The following is a 16772-nucleotide window of genomic DNA, read 5'->3' as shown; positions in this document are numbered from 1 at the left end:
ATATTATCTTTCTAGAAATTCGGGAGGCGTTGGTTCCATTCCGTTAGTTAAGAGCTGAATCTTTCCCCCATATTTACAAGTTAAGCATGATTTTGTGGTAAGAGCGGGTACTCCCTCGATCATGACATTGGAGCTTCCGTTGTCCCACTCTACCCCTTCCGAAAGTTTAGCTAAACTTGACATGATATCTACAAGATTAGGGATTCTCTTCACTCCCTCGTCAAATCCAATTGGTCCTGTCTTCAAGTGAGGAATTAATTTAGGTGCACATGGGAAAATCATATTTTCATTGCCACTTGGTAATATCTTTGTATCAGGATCATAGTTATATATATAACTTGGATCAGGCATTCCTGTTGCTTTGTGAGCTACCTTTAATGGATTTTGATCACTGCGGCAAAATCCAAAGGAATAAAAATTCCCATCCATTTTACCCTTAAGTCTTTCGAAAGGTACTCCGTCACGAGTTTCTGGCTCCGAACTTGACAGTACACAGTCTTTCACGGTCATCATCTTATTTTGATTTATATACACGCCGTTTGGTTCAAGCTGGTTTAATATTTCTTCATGCGTCCCCTCCGTGCAATACATGTAGGCTCCTCGAGTTACATAGGTTTCCTTCTTACTTTCCGCCCTCCAAGGGGCGTTCATTAATTCACTTATCGTGCTTTGTTTTAAAAAGCTCGTGTAGATTTTATCCATCTTTTCTTTCACCTGCCATTAATAAGAATTCTTCTTACATTTAATCCGTACAAGCTTGTCCGCATCATCCCTTCCGCCACATCAAGTCGCACAACCAAATAGGATTTGCGGTAAAAGTTTAGTTTGAACATGCTTAAACCCTCAATAAGCTTTTCATCTACCGTAAAATGATCTATTTTCTCTGTGTCCTCTGCATTCTTCTTGACAGATTCTTGGTTACTACAAGATACTTCCGTGAACTTTGGAAAATAATAATGTATCTGACCATTACGCGCCATATCTATCACAATGACCTTCTTATGAGCTAAACCGCGCTCATATCGGTTTAGAATTTGGTATACTTCATCAGAAACAAGTAAATCAGGTTTCTCCAAAATGCATCCATATTCCAATGCCTTAGACGAATTGACAAATACAACTTCCTCATCTTTGGCGAACTCATAACCCTGCTTCATTTGCTCTGAAAAAGTGATCATCCCATCCAAACTGCCTAGCCTCCGATCCTGTTCCAGGATAAAATATTCCAATCTGCTCACTCCTCTATCCAAACGATTGATTGCCGCTGGCTCTCAGATAGTGAGACTAGAGATTGATCACGGCTTAACATCGTGCTTCCCGCTAGATCTGCTCCGGTAAAATCAGTTCCCTCCAGTAGAGCCCCTCTAAAATCACCAGCGATAACCGCATTTTGAAAACTCGCTGCTCGCAAATTAGCGCCTTGGAATTGGACGCCATGAATGCCAAACATGAGTCCATAGATTTCGTTCATAGCGTCACGGCCACCGGTAATTTCGTCAAAACAAGCTCGCTCCAGGTTGCAGTCTCGAAAGGAAGCATCAAACATGACGCTGCCGTAAAAATCAACTTCTGAGCAATCACACGATTCGAATTTGCTGCTTAATAAATAGCTGCTCTGTAAATGACTGCCGGAAAGCCTAACTCTCTCAAGTCTCGTGAAGTTGAGCTGAATCCCCTCGTAATTACCATTAGAAATATCTACATCCGCAATATGTTCATAGACATATTCATGTTCCATCTTTTTATCTAACCACTGTTTACAGGCAGTCGAGGATTTTTGCCGGCTGTTGCAGCAATAAACGGATTCGCTCAAGTCAATGTCCCCGTACTCGCCTACACAGATTTCGAATTGCGTATCTTTAGCAAGCTCCTGGTAAGAGGGGAGGCTAATTAAACGATCCACTGCATGCCGCACGGCATGAACCATATACACGTGAAAAGGATCCACTTGTTCCCTTCTCCAGTAATCCAATGATTGTGGCGGAATAATTCCCATATATTCCTTCCGTTTGTTCTCACAAGCTTGACTCCAAGCCTTGATATAGTCATGAACCCACCTTGCCTCATATCTATAAGGTGAAATCTTAGTACTACCTAAAGTGTCGTGATCAAAAACCTCCAGCATATACTCCGCATGCCCCTCAAAAAGTCGGGTACGCAGCAATGATATTTTTATAACGCAGCATTTTTTCATCAGATCGAGGTTTTGCAGTTGAACAGCATACTGGAAAAATTCATCCATAACAGGCACTAAGTCCGCTGCAATTCGATCCTTCTCCCTGCCAAAAAAGTCATGCAAAACTCTAAGTTGTTGGTTTCTAAATTTCAAAGCTTCCTGTGTGAATTGCTCCCATGCTTCAATCCGATTCATCACGACCTCCCGCAAAACAAATTATTCATCCATTAGAATTTCAACGCCTTTTAACTTAACTTGTCCTTGGTCAATCGTTATACCGGCCTTACCTTCCTTCGTAGACATATCGATTTGATTCCCAAGGAGCAGAATCGATTCGGACACCATCTCAATCTGCTTTCCGGTCTGCAGCTTTATCTTGCTGTTGCTGTTCAAAATAATCGTGCCTTCGTTGGTTAACGTGATGGACGCCCCGTTCTGCGCCCCTACGATCGTAATCTTGTCTTCTTCGAACATGATTTTCTGGCCTGTCTTGGTCAGGAAGAACTTCGTATCTGGATTGCGCATCAGATCTTCCTTCATATCTGCATCATAGTGAATAACAGGTTGCAGCATTTCCTGCTTGACCACTGTCGTTGTAGTATGGCTGCCGCCAGCATTCTGACTTCCGCTCTTCGGACTGCCTCCTCCTGCTCCGGAATCCTGAGGAAGCTTCTTCCGTACACTGCTGAGCGCGATGCCCTCTGCCTCATTCGCACTAGGAAAATAAATACGCACATCATCGCCCTGCTCGGGCATGACGTACCACCCGGTCTGATCCTCCGAGGCATACATGGTCGAATAAGGGAACAGATAAGCGGTCTGCTGGTTCCAATCTTGATCGTATTCCAGCTTCACCTTCACCTCGTCGCGAACCACGACGGCAACCTTGCCTTGAATCGAAGCGCCGATAATTTTGGTATTATAAACTCTTCGCTGATATCCGGCTCTTGGCAAGCAAAACGTATATGTATGAGTTAGAACACCACGAGACATTTCAGTAAATACTTCAAACACGTGAAGCTGCTGATTTTTAAACGTGACTCTATCACCCAATTCCAGATCCTGATCCAATACAACCTCATAGCAGATGAAATCCTGCTCACTGAGGCCAGACTCTTTAGGGTCTCCCGCATTCTTAAAAGCAAGCAAATCTTTGTACACCCGATAATGGGTTGCTTCAATTTGTCCTCGGTCGCTATGGTCGGGGATGCCGAGATAGAAACAAATACTGTCGCGCGAAGCAATGGGAACAAGAGGAGCATTATACCAAGACGCCAAACGCTTTAAGAACTGCCAGTCTGTCTCCTGATATTGCAAGGTGAATCCGCCTAGCGTACGCCGCTCAGACAACGTATTTCCGATATAAGCTCTCGGATAGGGCTCGGCGATATGCTTCATCACTTGTTCAATCTGCTGCGATTTATCCTGAAAAGCACGGTTCTCCAGTTTAATATCCATGGCATACGTATGAGACACAGCCTCTGCCTCCAGCCAATAAACTTCCCGTTCTACCTTAATGTGCAGCTTGAGCAGCATCCCGTGAAATAGTGTCTTTTTGGCGCCATTTTCATCGTAGTAGAGCAGTTCTACAGGAGTTTGCTCGTTCGCGATTCTCAAGTATTGCTCTTCCATCTCTTCGGGAATAATGCCGCTGAAAGTCAATCTCGCATGATCATTTAACTTTTTCACTAGTTTCACGTCGTGCAGCTTCATCTCAAATGGAGCAATTTTCAAGGTATCATACGCAACGATTAAACCTGCCATATACTTCATCTCCTTTGCTTACTCTTTTTCTCTATCTGCAAACGCTAACTACCATCCCTAATCCACAATCACCCGCTGGCTGCCGCCCGGGGTCATGCCCAGTCTGCCGCCACCACCGCCACGGACACCGTCCAGGATGCGGCCCAGATACTTGTGGATCTCCACATTCGTGTACTCCCTGCTGCTCATGCCGAGACGGCTTGTCATATAGTGCAAAATGACGTCCCGGGCAAGGGTTCCCTCGTTCATGCACATCATCGTAAACATAAAATCCTGGGGATCGCCGCTCCCCTTGCGCATCATTTCTTCTGCGAAACAGCGCAGAATAACCGGGGACAAGGTGCTTTTACCGTAAGCCGCATAGCGGACATGCAGAACGTTCACGGTATTAAATTCAGTCGCCAGGTCCCGGAAGCCTTGGTAGTCCTGGCGCAGCCGGGCGCCTTCCTTCAGCTTGAAGCGGCACAGCTCCAGCTCGGAGGCATCGGCCTCAAGCTGCTGCTCATCGATCACGATCTCGCTGCGGAACGTCTGCCAGTCGCTGTTCTCATCGCCAGCATGAAAACGAACCTTCAGTGCAGCCTCCCGCCCCGTGGCGCGGTACTTGATGCTCATAGCATCTTTCAGCAAATATAGCCGCCCTTGATGCTTGACGATGCCGGGATGAACGATCAAAGAATCCGCCCCAACTTCAACATGGGCACCCGAAATGATGCCGTCCGTATATTCGTGATAGTAGACGTCCACAAAGTCGCGGGGGAAATCCCGCAGATTTTCCAGCATCGCCGTCTTTAGAATCCGGCCCTTCTCAAACTTCGGTGCGATATGGTTAAACATAGCTTTCCCTCCTTCCGGCTGTTACGTTTACACGACTCTCGCGGTTAAGTTCTGCCTGATCTGATAAGCTATCAAGCTTGCTGCCCCTCCATATGAACTCCGTTCGGATTCATTGGAGAATAACCTTTACTCAGTTCGAGTGCTTTCTTGTTAACCACAAATGTTTTTGCTAGAAGATCGTGGAGTGCCTGCTTCTTTTCGGTGAGACCCGTTATAATGAAACCCACAAAGAACACAGAAGATAGCAATTTACCCCAATATCTGCCGCTGGCTCTCCAGAATGATACTGGCTCGTTATGTTGGTCTACGACAATGATCCCCATGACCTTCTTGCCGATAGTTCCCTGCAACTTGGAAGACTCCAAAATCGCATAATACAACCAAGGCACTAATAAAGTGCTACCCGTTGTTAGCAAAACGGAAAATACAATGCCGTCATCTCCCGAAGCCCAAGCCGTTAAATCCTTCCCCATTTCGAATTGGCCCAGGGTGAATTTAAGAGCCTGAAATAATAAACCAGCCAACCGGAAAACACAAATATCTATTAAAACAGCAATAAGCCTTTTCCAAAATCCAGCGTACATAACGTTCCCCTTCAAAAGCCGTAAATTTTCCGTTCCTCTGCCGCGCTCTCAATCCGGCCAATTAAAGCCTTTGCTGGCTTGTGCCAGCTTCCCCGTGGAAATCACCGGCTCCGGATTGCTCTTTCTATGTAATAAAATTTTCTTATTAACGACGTATGTATTAGCAATCTTGTCGTGCAGCCCCTGTTTGTAATTCGTAAAAATAGCCATCAAATAACCGAACCCGAAAAACATGGATGAAATCAGCTTGCTCCAGTACCTGCCATTGGCTCTCCCCCAGGTTAGCCTTTCTTCCATATCATCGATCACGATCACACCGAATATCATTTTTCCCAGAGTCGCCTGGTACTTGGAAGATTCCATAGCCGTATAATATATCCACTGCACCAGCAGCGTTAGTAACATCAGCAGCCCATCCATATCCCTAGACTCAGATAGAAAGAACTCCCGGGGACTAATAAAAATAAAGCCAATTAAGAGTGCAGTCATCCCCGCAATGATTCGATCGATGGCCCAAGCAAAATATCTTCTCCACAGCACGTCATACATTCGACTCTTTCCTCCCAGTAAACCGCCTAATACACTTCACATGTTTATGCCTGCGCGATGTCTGTTTTGACATCGTTGTCTTGTTGGCAGCTGAGCATAAAGAGCAGGTAGCTCTTGTTTACTACATAAGTCCCTGCCATTCGGTCATGCAGCGCCTGCCGCTTCTCATGAGAGAAGGCCATCAGGTATCCTAAGCCAAGAATCAAGCCGGAGAGCAGCTTCCCCCAGTACCTGCTATTAGCCCTTGCGTATGTAATTCGTTCATAATCTTTGTCCACGACCATGACTCCGAGGAGTCTCTTGCCAATGGTAGCTTGGTATTTGGATGACTCCATCGAACAACAATATATCCAGTTTAGAATGGTAATAAGCACAAACTGTGTAATAAAAATATAGGTAAAATTGTAATTGTAAATTTCTTTAGGCAAGATTAAAAAAGCCACCGTCCCAATAATAATCTGGTCAATCGCCAGTGCTACGTATCTTCGAAATAAAACATCGTACATTTCCGCTCTTCCCTTCTGTCACCCCAACGCTAGCTTAACTGCATGATTTCAATCTTCTTATTATTCAGCACTCTAAAAGCTTTGCTACACCGCTCTTCCCCAATTTCATCGCTTAACCGTTGAATGAACTCCGCAATCCCCCTTGCTCCATCAGGAATGCGAACGACCGAACCTGCACTCCGAAATACCAGATAACCTCCGTACACAGTAGAATGCTCGATTCTCTCAATCTCGGAGTAACGGATCGTTTTCGTTTTCACACCATATCGAACAGTAATCGAAGAGGGCCCAGCCACAGCCTTGTAACTAAGAGACTCAAACATTATGGCAGTAAAAATGAGAGCTAATCCAGCAAGAGCATAACGTAAAAAGATAGCATCCTGCGGACTTCCAAAGGCTTCTTCATCCACAAACGTGCCATATAGTCCAACCCAGGATAGAACACTCCCCAAAGCCATCCAAATACTCCATAAAATCGATCTTCGAAAAAGCATCTCCTCCGCCGATTTTCGCCTTGCCGGCAGAAACGCTTGATTCAGCAATCTTACTCTGAGTGCTCTCATGGTTAGCCTAGTTAAAAAATTCATCGCTTGTCCCCCTACTTCGTCCCGTCAAAAAAGTCCAGCTCCGACCGGTCGCTCTCGAACGGGAACAGCTCCTTGCGGCCAAGCAGCAGCCCCTCGTTTTGACGGGCGATCGGCAGCACGTAGAAGCCCCAGTGGTTGTCGTCCGCAAAGACGAAATACTTCGTCTCCCCGTTTACGATGGAGTCGGTATCGTCCTGCGGAATTTTATCCCCATAAACCGCCTGGATATCCTCGTATTTCACAGACTCATATTCCTTGGTCCGGTTATGGTACACATAGCTGTGGCGCAATCCGCCATCCGCTCCCCGCAGAAGGAACTCGACCTCCTGCGTATGATACGGCCGGGAAATGAAGCCCAGCACCCGGTTCGTCCGCTCCAGGCTGGAGATCAGCTCCAGCTCGCGACGGTCATGGGTATATGCGCTGACCGAGTACGGAATAACGGCGGCATGGTTCGTAATACTCGTCTCGATGACGCCGGCCTTCCGCGCGTTCAAATAGCGGATCGCTCCGCGCAGGCAGGCCAGCTTCAGCTCGGGCACCCGGCCCTCGGCCGGTTTTTGCCGGAACTCGATGCTTCGTCCAGGGACGAACTCCTTCAGCGCCTCGCGGAACACCTCGATCCGGCACGATTGTCCCGTCAGCTTGATGATCGAGTATTCGCCCAGCACGCCATCCTGATAGAAGCCGTCCAGAAACTTGCGCAGCACCTCGTAAATGTCGCCTTTAATCAACTGGGTAATTTCCTTAATATTGAACACGACATCCGGAATTTCATACTCGTCCTTCAGCTCGCCGCCGCGCGATACCGATAGGAACCAGCGCTCCATCGTCGTAATCTGCAAATCATTGTCCCGGCTGCCGTCCGCTTCCGCGTCGAAGCGGTTGCGCAAAATGCCGGTTTTGCGGAAAAACTGCTGCTTCATTTCCTCGGCAATTTCCCACAGGAAATAGAAGTTGCCGCGCACCCGGTAATACTCGTCCCGCGAGCGGTTCTCGTACATGGCGTAGGCCGTCGGAATCACCGCCTCCACCTCCTGGTAACGGCGCTCCAGCTCGGCATACACCGCCTCCACGCCGTTAGCGTCCACCTCGCGGAACAGATCGTTCGCCGGAATGTCGATCAAGTCGTCGATATCCGTCACCCGGCGCCGGCCGCCCGTGTAGTAATCGGCGAATACGATTTTCATGAACTGCATAATCCGATAGGTGATATTGTTGCCGCCAAAATGCGTATCCCCATTCTCATACGTCGCATCCATCGCGATGCGATAGGACATATGACCGTCCTCAACCCGGAATCGGCAGGAGGACAGATCCGTCGTTCCGCCCCCGCAGTCGATGACAAGCGCTTTATATTCCTCACCCTCGATGAACAGATTCCGCTCCAGGCCGTCGGCGATCGTGTTGTACAGTACGGCCATCCCCTCGTCCAACGCCTCATCCTTCTCAATCCGATAATCCTTCAGAATGGCGGAGAACATATTGAGAAACGGCGCCTTCATCTTGACGGGGCTCGTGAAATGTAATTTTTTGAACTTACATTTGAATTGGTGCTCCGCCATTTGGATGACGTGCTCCAGATACGCCTTAATAATATCCTGACGCAGTACGGTCGCCGTGTTTCCCTCGCTGTCCATGACCTCAATCGGCTTGTCGTAGTTGTTCACCCAGCGCTTCAGCCCCTGAAAGACCGAAGCCCGGCTGCTGTAGCTGCTGCGGCGAATATTCAACAGCGCCTCATGGCCGAACTGGTATTTCACCGCGGCCGGGTCCGAGCAATCCGCTACGCTTACCGCGGTAGGCAGCGCCTCGCTCCATTCCAGCTTCCGGTACGTCGGATCGGGGAACTTGACGAAGTTCACCTCATTGGAACGAATATGGCCGTTCAATACGTCGAGACTGCTTGGCGACTGCGCATATCCGTTGTACAAAAAAGCGCCGGCCGTCGTATTGGAAGTCCCGAAATCGATCGCCAGCACGGCATCCGTCGCCTGCAGTTCCCGGATGTCCAGATCGGCCAGCGGAATTTTAAAATATTGGATTTGGATCGGCGGCAGCGCCTGGCTCTGATAATACGCCTTGTATATATATTCTGAATCACGCTTGCGCAGGAACAGCAGGTTGTACTGGCGGTTCGACGTCCGCTGCCATTCCATGCTGCTGTCCGCTGCCAAATAAAAACTGCCCGCCTCGCCCTCCTCCTTGCGCAAATTAAGAATGCCGCAAAGCTCCATCCGGTCGTTGACGAGCAGCACATTAGACTCCGCGAACATTGCGGGAGCCTTTACTTTATATCCGTCGCTCTTATCGATGGCGATTTCCGGGTAAATCACGATACGGGCCGGAACGCTGATGCCCCCGTCCCCTTGCAGCGATGCCTGCATATATTTGCGCATCACCGTCTTCACGCGCTCGAAGCCGCCTTCGCAGTACGGGCCGATGAACATCTCCTCGTCCGCGCCCAAATACTTCAGAATGACGCGGATCATCTCCTCCCGGTCAAGCCGATGGCTAAGCCCTTCCACGAGCCGTTCCCGGTAGCAAATATTGCGCAGCTGGAAGGTGGTCATCTCCGTCAACTCATCGTGCGTATAGAGAACCTTCCCGCGCACCCGCTGTTGGCTGGTGGAATCCGTGTACAGTTTATAACCCTTCATGCTTGATAAATTCCTCCTCCAAAATGGAACCTTTAATATAGGGCGATTCGGTCTTGGATCATTGTATCCTCAGCATCGATAACCCCCACATGGCAATCCCAATACACCTCGGTGCGGTAGCGTACCGGGAGGAACAGCTCCATCAGCAGCTCCAGCTTCCGGCCGGCGAGCTCCGTCTTCTTCTGGCCGATGTAGAACAGCATCTCGTCCTTCTCCTCGCTGTTGACGTAAATCGTCGAGCGGCGGAAAATCCGGCTCACCGTGCTCCGCAGCAGGTTCAGCGTCTCGCCCGTGTCGTACATGCGGAGGATCGCGCAGGCGATCCACTCCCGTTCATCCCGCTCGAACAAGCCGATCCGCTCTTTCACCCGCTCGCCGAACGCCCCGGCCTCTAAGTCCCTCAGCACGAAGCGGATGTGATATTCCCGCTTGTTCATTCCCTGCATGAAGTCCAGCTCCGCCAGGAAATGAATCAGAATATCGAACAGCGTATGGCGGAATTCCTCATCCTCCGTCAAGTTAATGTCGAGCAGATCGCGGAACACTTCATAGAAGCGGTAGAACGGATTGACCTCAACCTCGATATGGTCGCCCGCTGCAGCGTTCAATTCCTCCAGGCTAAGCTCCATATAGGGCGAGTACACCTTAGCCGGAAGGAAAGTAACATCCCGTTTATGAATGCCAGCTCCCTTCGCTTGAACGAGCAAATCCCAAATGTAATTCAAGCCCATTCTCCTTCGCAGCGATATTCCGGGAATGACATCTGCACTTCGGACACCAGAAAGCTCATCATATCCTCAGCCAAATAACCCAGCTCCCTGCCGGATTCCCGGTAGTTGAACTTCAGGCACATCCGCCATTTTCCGTTATCCACCCGCACTTCGTCGGTAATGAACCGATTCAGCTCATAGGTCAGCGCATTTCGCGCGGACGGCGGACGAATTTCCACATCCTCCAGCTCCAGCCACTCCGACACGGCAAAAGAATGAATGATCCGCACGATCTCGCCTTTCGAGCGCACAACCTGTCCCTGTCTGCGGCCATAGTTGCTGATGAAATCGTCCCGCTGCCGGTTCGTCATCAGCGCGTAACTCAACTTGCTCATGCTTGTGCCGACCGGCTCAACCACCTTCAGCACCTGCCAGGCATCAGACTTGTCGCGCGTCGATACGACGGTCAGCTCCTCCGGGGAACGCTTGATGTACCGGATGCTGTCATCATTGATATCGACCAGATAACCATGCTGCAGCCCGCTGCTCCGCAGCGGCAGCGCATGCTCGAAATTCACGCGGTCAGCCGCAGGAACCGGGAAGCCCCCCGTCTTTAGCTCCAGGCGCTGAATGTTCCAAAGCGGCACCAGATCCAATCTTTTGTATTCCTCGTATTCCTCCAGATGCACTGTGATCTCCTGAACTTCCTCTTCTTCCCCCAGCTGCAGCTCGCCCCCAACCAGGACGGCGTTCACGAACTTGTAAGCATAAGGGTGATTGATCGTTCGCCAAGGAAGGCCATTGCTCAGGAACACATGGTACAGCTTTTCGATTTCTCGTATGTATGTCATATTCCGCTCCAGCTTGATTTGAATGGCATGGCGGCCTCCGCTCGTCACCAGCTCTCCGCGAAACGTACGGTCACTGTAGAGCAGTTCCTGAATCATCGGATATTGGCACTCTAGAAAAAAAGAGAACAGCGGCAGCTCCTCCCCCTCTTTCAAACGGGTCACCAAGTCCTGCAAATCGATCCTCTGCGGCCCCGTATCCTCCGGAATCATCGGGTACAAATACTCGTGCAGCGGATCCCATTCATCCCGGCGGCACATCGCCGTATAAATATCGTATTTGCTGTCCTGATTGCCGACCTCCTCGAATACCCGCCGCTCGATCTGGCGATTCAGCTCCTCCTGGTATTCGACTACGCCGAGGAACACACTGCTCATTAAATTGCGCAGTATGCCGCGCTGCTGCAAATCCTCCATCTTGCTCAGCCGATCCATCACGATGTCCTTCATGATTCCCCACCTCCGTCCGGCACGGCCGATTTATCCTGGCTGCCGTTTGTCGTGCTGGAGCCCGCTTCCGCTTGCTCCGAATCCGAGGACGAACCCGTCCCCTGGCTATTCGAGCTTTGCGCCTGGCCCGGCGAATTCGCGGCGGACGCCTGGCCGCTGCTGCCGTTATAGCTGGCAGCTCCGCCTGCAGTTGTCCCCGCGCCCCCGTTCCATGCTGCCGCCCCGTTCGCCCCGTTTGACCCAAGGTTGCTGGACAGTCCCGCACCGGAGTCCGCATTCTGCCCGGATGCCGGTACGATCGGATTGCGCTTCTCATCGGCTTTGGCGATCTTCCGCTCCATCGCCAGCACCCGTTCAAGCTTGTCAATCTCCTGATACATTTCCTGGGCCAGCGTATAGGCCTCGATGGCGGCGTTATAATCCAGCGCAGCTAGCGCGCGATCGCCCTTCTTCTCCAAATTGTCGGCCTGAAGGGTCTTCGTCTCGCGGTAAATGTGGTTGATCTTGCCTTCGGCCTCTTCCATCTTCGTCTCCAACTGCTTCTGGCCGCCCGGATAATTGGCCTCAATCGCCGCCCGGTACGCCTTCTTGTAAAATTCCAGCGCGCTGGTGTAGTCCTGATTCTGGAATTGGATATCCCCTTCCTTCATCACTTCCGTCAGCTTCGCGACCGCTTCGCTGCGCTCAATTCGCGCCTCGATGTCCTCCACCTTAAACGGCTTGTACTTATCAGCCTCGCCAAGCGCCTTCGTATAGCTGTCTACCGCCATATCGAAGCTGCCGTCCTTGACGTATTCGTCGCCGTCCGTCACCGCCTGGGCCACGCGCTGCTTGTTGCGCAGCAGCTGAAAATGCAGCTTATCCTTCAGCTTGCTGGCCGCGTTCTTGGCTTCGCTGTAGGCCTTCAGCGCCTTCGGATAATCGCCGGCGGATGCGTATTCGTCGCCGTCCTGCTCGAATTCCGTCATCTGGGCGACCGTCTCGGCCAGCTTGACCGCCTGCCTGTACTTCGCGTACCAGATACCGCCCCCGGCAATCGCCATGGTCAGCAGCAATATTCCGATGCGCATAATCCATTGCTTGCGATTCTTCGGCTTCTCCGCAAAAGTCTTATTTGCGTAAATCGCGGCAGCGGTGTAATTGTTCACCGCCTGCCGCTGCTTGCTGAGGACGATGTCCTCCAGCGTATCCGTCAAGCTGTCGGGATCACTCGATTCCGCTAGTGCATCGAGCATTTCCGGCAGCTCGACCTCTTCCCAAATTCCCGGTGTGCACAGCAGAAGCACATCCCCGTCGGAAAGCGGGGTTTTCTCCGAAACAAAGGGCTCGAACCGGTCCGGCCGCCCCATGTAACTCAACAGGTTTCCGCGTTCCTCATGGCTGGACAACCTGTCCTCGGACACTCTTCCATCCTCCAGAAGGAGTTGAGCCAAGCTCTGGTCCTTCGAACGCAAATTAAGCCGCCCGCCGCGAAAATGATACAACCTCGCATTGCCGCAGCTCGCCCATACCATTTTTGTATAATTGGTCACGACAACGAGCACGCTCGCCTTAAGCCGGACTCTGCGGCTTTCGAACTTCAGCCATTCATGAGCCGCCTCCAGATCCTGCTGGATCTTCCTGCGCGACAAGGATGGCTTCGCCATAAAGTTCTCCAGGATGACGCTAACCGCCATTTTCGCGCTATGCACCTCTCGATCTGTATCGAGGCCATCCGCAATTACGTAGCAAGCCATGTCCTCGAGCTCCACGAAGGCAAAATAATCTCTGTTGTCGATAAACGAACCCGCTTCCGAGACAAATGCGGTCTTGAAATCGCTGTTCTCCTTTCTCATGTGTCCCTCCGTTTCCCCCGTCCTGCTGCGAGAATAATGATGTGATTAGATCACTTGCAAAATAATGACCGTAGCGTTGTCCTGATGCTTGTATTTCTTGCGCTCGATGAGGCTGATCATTTCCTCTGCGGCATCCTGCGGCGGCAGGCCCTGCATCAGAATCTGCTCCATCTCCACCTCGGTAATGGCATCGTATACCCCGTCGCTGCACAGAATGATCGTGTCATTCGCCTGCAGGGGCACCGGTTCGCCGACCTCCATGCTTTGGAATCCGCCATAACCCAAATAGTTGATTAGCTGGTTGCGATTCGGATTCTCCTTCGCTTCCTCCTTGCTGATTTCGCCTGCCAAATACTTGGCTTCGAGAACCGATTCCAGCGTGTGCTTGGAGTTGATCGGCATGAATTCGCCGTCTCTGAACAAAATGAGCATGCTGTCCCCAACCGCTCCCCAGTGCAATAATCCTCCAGATACAACACCGACGACGAGCGTAGTTCCGCCGGTCGCTCCGCCCAGCTGCTCCATGATCGCCCGGTTGCTAATCAGAGCCGCTTTGTCAAAATATTCGGGAATATCCGCCGGATCATCCACCTTCAAATACTCCCTTGAGAACATCGTGACGGCCAGCGTACTGGCCATTCGTCCATGCGACAATCCGCTAATGCCGTCAGCGATCGCCGCCATCGTTCCGATGCGCGTCGTCGAGCTTGAGAAGTAATCATCCTGCTCATCCCGCTTGCCGATCGTCTGGGCATTCCCGATTTTGACCGTTTCAATGATGTCTGGAATATACATGGGTTCGGTATCTTCGCCGGGAATCTCCGCCGCAGGGCTAGTCCGAAGTTTCTGCCGCAGCACAAGCAGCACGGCGACTACGATCAGCGCAGCCGCAACGATTCCGTATGATTCGATAAAACTCCAATCCTCCATCATGACCATCCGTTCTTTGATTAACTGTTGTCCCACTCGAAATGCGGACCGCATAAAGGCACAAACACGAATTTGCTGCGGCCGAGCTGGATTAAATCATAGGCGTTAAGCTCAACTGGCGTGTATACCGCTTCATTGTTGTGGTAAGCCAGCCCCGAAGCATCGCCCGGCAGCAAATAGAAATTACGCTTCTTCGGGTCGTATACGATCACAGCATGATTGCGTCTGGACACTGCGTTGTCCCCGATGATCCGAATTTGCATTTCCTCTGCGCGGCCGATGAAATTCTTCTCAGCCAAAATGCGGTAATCCTGCCCCATCTGCGGGCCTTCGACGCAGACCAGCCAGCCGGTTACGGGCTGAATTCCTACCGTCTCTCCCAAATAAGGCATCGTCTTCTCTTCCATGTCCTCCGCGACCTGGGGTCTGCGCGATTCGTTCCGCGAAGGCTGCTCTAGCGTCGTGTTGCAATATGGACAAGTGTTGCCATGCTTCCGCGTACTGAACATGTGTCCATTCAGGCATCTCGTCAAGCTCATCTTCGATTCATTCCCCCATATGTAAGTAAATGTATTCCCTTTATTTGACCAACAGCCGTGTATTGGCGATAAAAATCATATCTCCCGTGCCGATTTCCACCGGCTCTTCGACAATCAGCCGCTTCGCATCGCTGCGTCCCGCTTTGCGGATGCCTGTCCCGCTATGGGATTCCGCATCCTCAATGAACCACTTGTCGCCGGCGCGATTTAAGACAGCATGCTCGGAGCTGACGAGTGACGCATACTCGCTGTCCGACAAATCTATGTCAACCTCGCCGCCCTGCGTGCTTTTTCCGATGAGAACCGAGGTTTCTCCCTTGACGTACCATTCCTTCACACGCTCTCCGTCATCATCGAGCAGCACGATCTTCGCGACTTCTTCCCTCGCTAGCGACGACGGCTTGGCTTGGGAACGGCCACCGGTCCAAATCAGCACGCTGGCGATCACGGCCGATACCGCGACGATGGACATTTGCCATGTATAATGCAAAGGACGGAGCAGGGAATACAGCACCATACCGACTAATATGCCGTATAGCAACAGATCGATGAGTGTAATCCATTTGTGGTTCTCCGGCTTCAAAGCGCTCCCCCCGTCAAAGTTGTATGTATGCTAAATGCGTTATTTTCTATAGCCAAAAAATTGATTAAAGATCCCTGTCGTATCCAGCGGATTTTTCTCGCTGGCTTCCTTGCTCTGGGCATCCGTCTGCCCCTTGGGCGACATCCCAAAAAACTGCTCGAATTGCTTGCGCATTGCGGCCGGGTCGAAGCTCTCGGCCTCTACCTTCCCAGACGCCGCGCCAGACGTCCTCTGCTTGCCTTGCCCTTGCTGCGGCCTGCCGCTTCTCTGCCCCGAAGCCGTGTTCGGGTTAGCCAGTTTCTCGTCGTATGCCGCGCGAAGCTGTTCATCGCTCAAAGTCTCGTAAGCCTCGACGATCAGCTTGAACTTCGCTTCGGCCTCCGCGTTGCCCGGATTCACGTCCGGATGATAACGCTTGGCCAGCTTGCGGTATGCCTGCCTAATCTCTGCTGCGGTAGCCTGCCGGGAAACCCCGAGCTGGGCATAATAGTCGGTCACGTTCAACGCGTTCCCCCGCTTTCGGTTGTGCTTGTGCTAGCGTGCGTTTGCATCAAGGTATAGTAAATCTCAAGGGGCATGGCCCCTTGAGATCGCTAGCTATCTGGTACTATGAGTGCAATTAGTTGCTTGCGTCGTAGCCGCCGTTCAGTTTGGCCAGCTCCGTTTTGTCTTTCTTCTGCTTCACGTACAGCTCGAAATTACCTACGCCTTCCGTGTCGCCAAATGTTTCTTTGTAATCCACCACGAACGCGTTAGGGAAAGTGATCTCCCGAACAACTTGATCTGCTGCGATAACTTCAAGCGTCAGCTTGCGGTAGCAGTCTGCTTTCTCAGCAGGAACCAGGGACCACAATGCCAGTTTCAACGTGTCGTCCGCTTTGTCGCCATCGGTAGCCGTAATGATTTTACCGCTGATTTTCAAAGTGGAGCCTACATCGGTGGATCTAGCGTTGGAATCGTCCGGTGTATCCGTGTCATAAATAACCTTTTGAATGTTGTCCATTCCGAGCTCGATCGTTTCGGCTCCTTCTACTTTCAATCTGAATCCCATAAGTAAATCCTCCTCAAAATAAAATGATATTGGTCCGGGCGATACAGCCTGCCCGAAATTTATGTAACGAGACGAGCCGGTGAAGGATCGTCTCCCACATACAAATTATGTTATTACTTCCTGATAAAAGTGGCACCTATCAAATTCAATAGGTCTCAGTCAT

At 50.9% G+C, this 16772-nt stretch carries 18 protein-coding genes; all 18 read right to left on the bottom strand.

From position 1 onward, the window contains the following. Positions 1–3: 3 nt before the first annotated feature. The 18 genes from ACYUJT_RS19375 to ACYUJT_RS19290 all read right to left on the bottom strand — a co-directional run bounded on the left by ACYUJT_RS19375 (position 4) and on the right by ACYUJT_RS19290 (position 16609). Entirely contained in the window at positions 4–702 is a 699-nt protein-coding gene (locus ACYUJT_RS19375) for a DUF4280 domain-containing protein (protein ID WP_460325289.1), read from the bottom strand. Between the two features lie 8 nt (positions 703–710). Continuing rightward, the gene (locus tag ACYUJT_RS19370) at positions 711–1229 is read right to left on the bottom strand and encodes a hypothetical protein (RefSeq protein WP_460325286.1); all 519 of its coding nucleotides are present in this window, start codon (positions 1227–1229) and stop codon (positions 711–713) included. Between the two features lie 5 nt (positions 1230–1234). Further along, positions 1235–2371 carry a pentapeptide repeat-containing protein gene (locus ACYUJT_RS19365; protein ID WP_460325284.1) on the bottom strand — a complete coding sequence of 379 codons (1137 nt, stop codon included), beginning with the start codon at positions 2369–2371 and terminating at the stop codon, positions 1235–1237. A gap of 21 nt (positions 2372–2392) precedes the next feature. Continuing rightward, entirely contained in the window at positions 2393–3940 is a 1548-nt protein-coding gene (locus ACYUJT_RS19360; protein WP_460325282.1) for a contractile injection system protein, VgrG/Pvc8 family, read from the bottom strand. Between the two features lie 57 nt (positions 3941–3997). Further along, positions 3998–4777, bottom strand: a complete 780-nt coding sequence (locus ACYUJT_RS19355) for a DNA and RNA helicase (protein ID WP_460325280.1) — start codon at positions 4775–4777, stop codon at positions 3998–4000. Between the two features lie 71 nt (positions 4778–4848). Beyond that, complete coding sequence (locus ACYUJT_RS19350; protein ID WP_460325278.1) at positions 4849–5361, bottom strand: RDD family protein; 513 nt, start codon at positions 5359–5361, stop codon at positions 4849–4851. A 48-nt stretch (positions 5362–5409) separates the two neighbouring features. Continuing rightward, on the bottom strand, positions 5410–5910 hold the full coding sequence (locus ACYUJT_RS19345) for an RDD family protein (RefSeq protein WP_460325276.1): 501 nt from the start codon (positions 5908–5910) through the stop codon (positions 5410–5412). A gap of 44 nt (positions 5911–5954) precedes the next feature. Further along, entirely contained in the window at positions 5955–6416 is a 462-nt protein-coding gene (locus ACYUJT_RS19340; RefSeq protein WP_460325274.1) for an RDD family protein, read from the bottom strand. 29 nt (positions 6417–6445) lie between these two features. Beyond that, on the bottom strand, positions 6446–6979 hold the full coding sequence (locus tag ACYUJT_RS19335) for a hypothetical protein (protein WP_460325272.1): 534 nt from the start codon (positions 6977–6979) through the stop codon (positions 6446–6448). 35 nt (positions 6980–7014) lie between these two features. Beyond that, entirely contained in the window at positions 7015–9663 is a 2649-nt protein-coding gene (locus ACYUJT_RS19330; protein WP_460325270.1) for a molecular chaperone, read from the bottom strand. Positions 9664–9695: 32 nt separating this feature from the next. Beyond that, a complete protein-coding gene (locus ACYUJT_RS19325) occupies positions 9696–10394 on the bottom strand; it encodes an iron-dependent peroxidase (RefSeq protein ID WP_460325268.1) in 699 nt (232 codons plus the stop codon). Then, positions 10385–11671: a normocyte-binding protein gene (locus ACYUJT_RS19320; RefSeq protein ID WP_460325266.1), complete on the bottom strand. Its 1287-nt coding sequence runs from the start codon at positions 11669–11671 to the stop codon at positions 10385–10387. The genes ACYUJT_RS19325 and ACYUJT_RS19320 overlap by 10 nt, the downstream gene beginning before the upstream one ends. Continuing rightward, on the bottom strand, positions 11668–13506 hold the full coding sequence (locus tag ACYUJT_RS19315) for a serine/threonine protein phosphatase (protein ID WP_460325264.1): 1839 nt from the start codon (positions 13504–13506) through the stop codon (positions 11668–11670). Before ACYUJT_RS19315 ends, ACYUJT_RS19320 begins: the two co-directional genes overlap by 4 nt. A 45-nt stretch (positions 13507–13551) precedes the next feature. Beyond that, on the bottom strand, positions 13552–14436 hold the full coding sequence (locus ACYUJT_RS19310; RefSeq protein WP_460325404.1) for a PP2C family protein-serine/threonine phosphatase: 885 nt from the start codon (positions 14434–14436) through the stop codon (positions 13552–13554). A gap of 20 nt (positions 14437–14456) precedes the next feature. Further along, positions 14457–14975, bottom strand: a complete 519-nt coding sequence (locus tag ACYUJT_RS19305) for an FHA domain-containing protein (protein WP_460325262.1) — start codon at positions 14973–14975, stop codon at positions 14457–14459. Positions 14976–15015: 40 nt separating this feature from the next. Further along, positions 15016–15558: an FHA domain-containing protein gene (locus ACYUJT_RS19300; protein ID WP_460325260.1), complete on the bottom strand. Its 543-nt coding sequence runs from the start codon at positions 15556–15558 to the stop codon at positions 15016–15018. Positions 15559–15597: 39 nt separating this feature from the next. Beyond that, positions 15598–16056: a J domain-containing protein gene (locus ACYUJT_RS19295; RefSeq protein WP_460325402.1), complete on the bottom strand. Its 459-nt coding sequence runs from the start codon at positions 16054–16056 to the stop codon at positions 15598–15600. A 121-nt stretch (positions 16057–16177) separates the two neighbouring features. Next, a complete protein-coding gene (locus ACYUJT_RS19290) occupies positions 16178–16609 on the bottom strand; it encodes a membrane-associated protease 1 (RefSeq protein ID WP_460325258.1) in 432 nt (143 codons plus the stop codon). Between the last annotated feature and the right edge of the window lie 163 nt (positions 16610–16772).

It is taken from the genome of Paenibacillus sp. YSY-4.3 (genome assembly GCF_054767475.1).
Note: the sequence above shows the minus strand (reverse complement) of the source record. Positions and strands in the feature narration are given on the sequence as shown.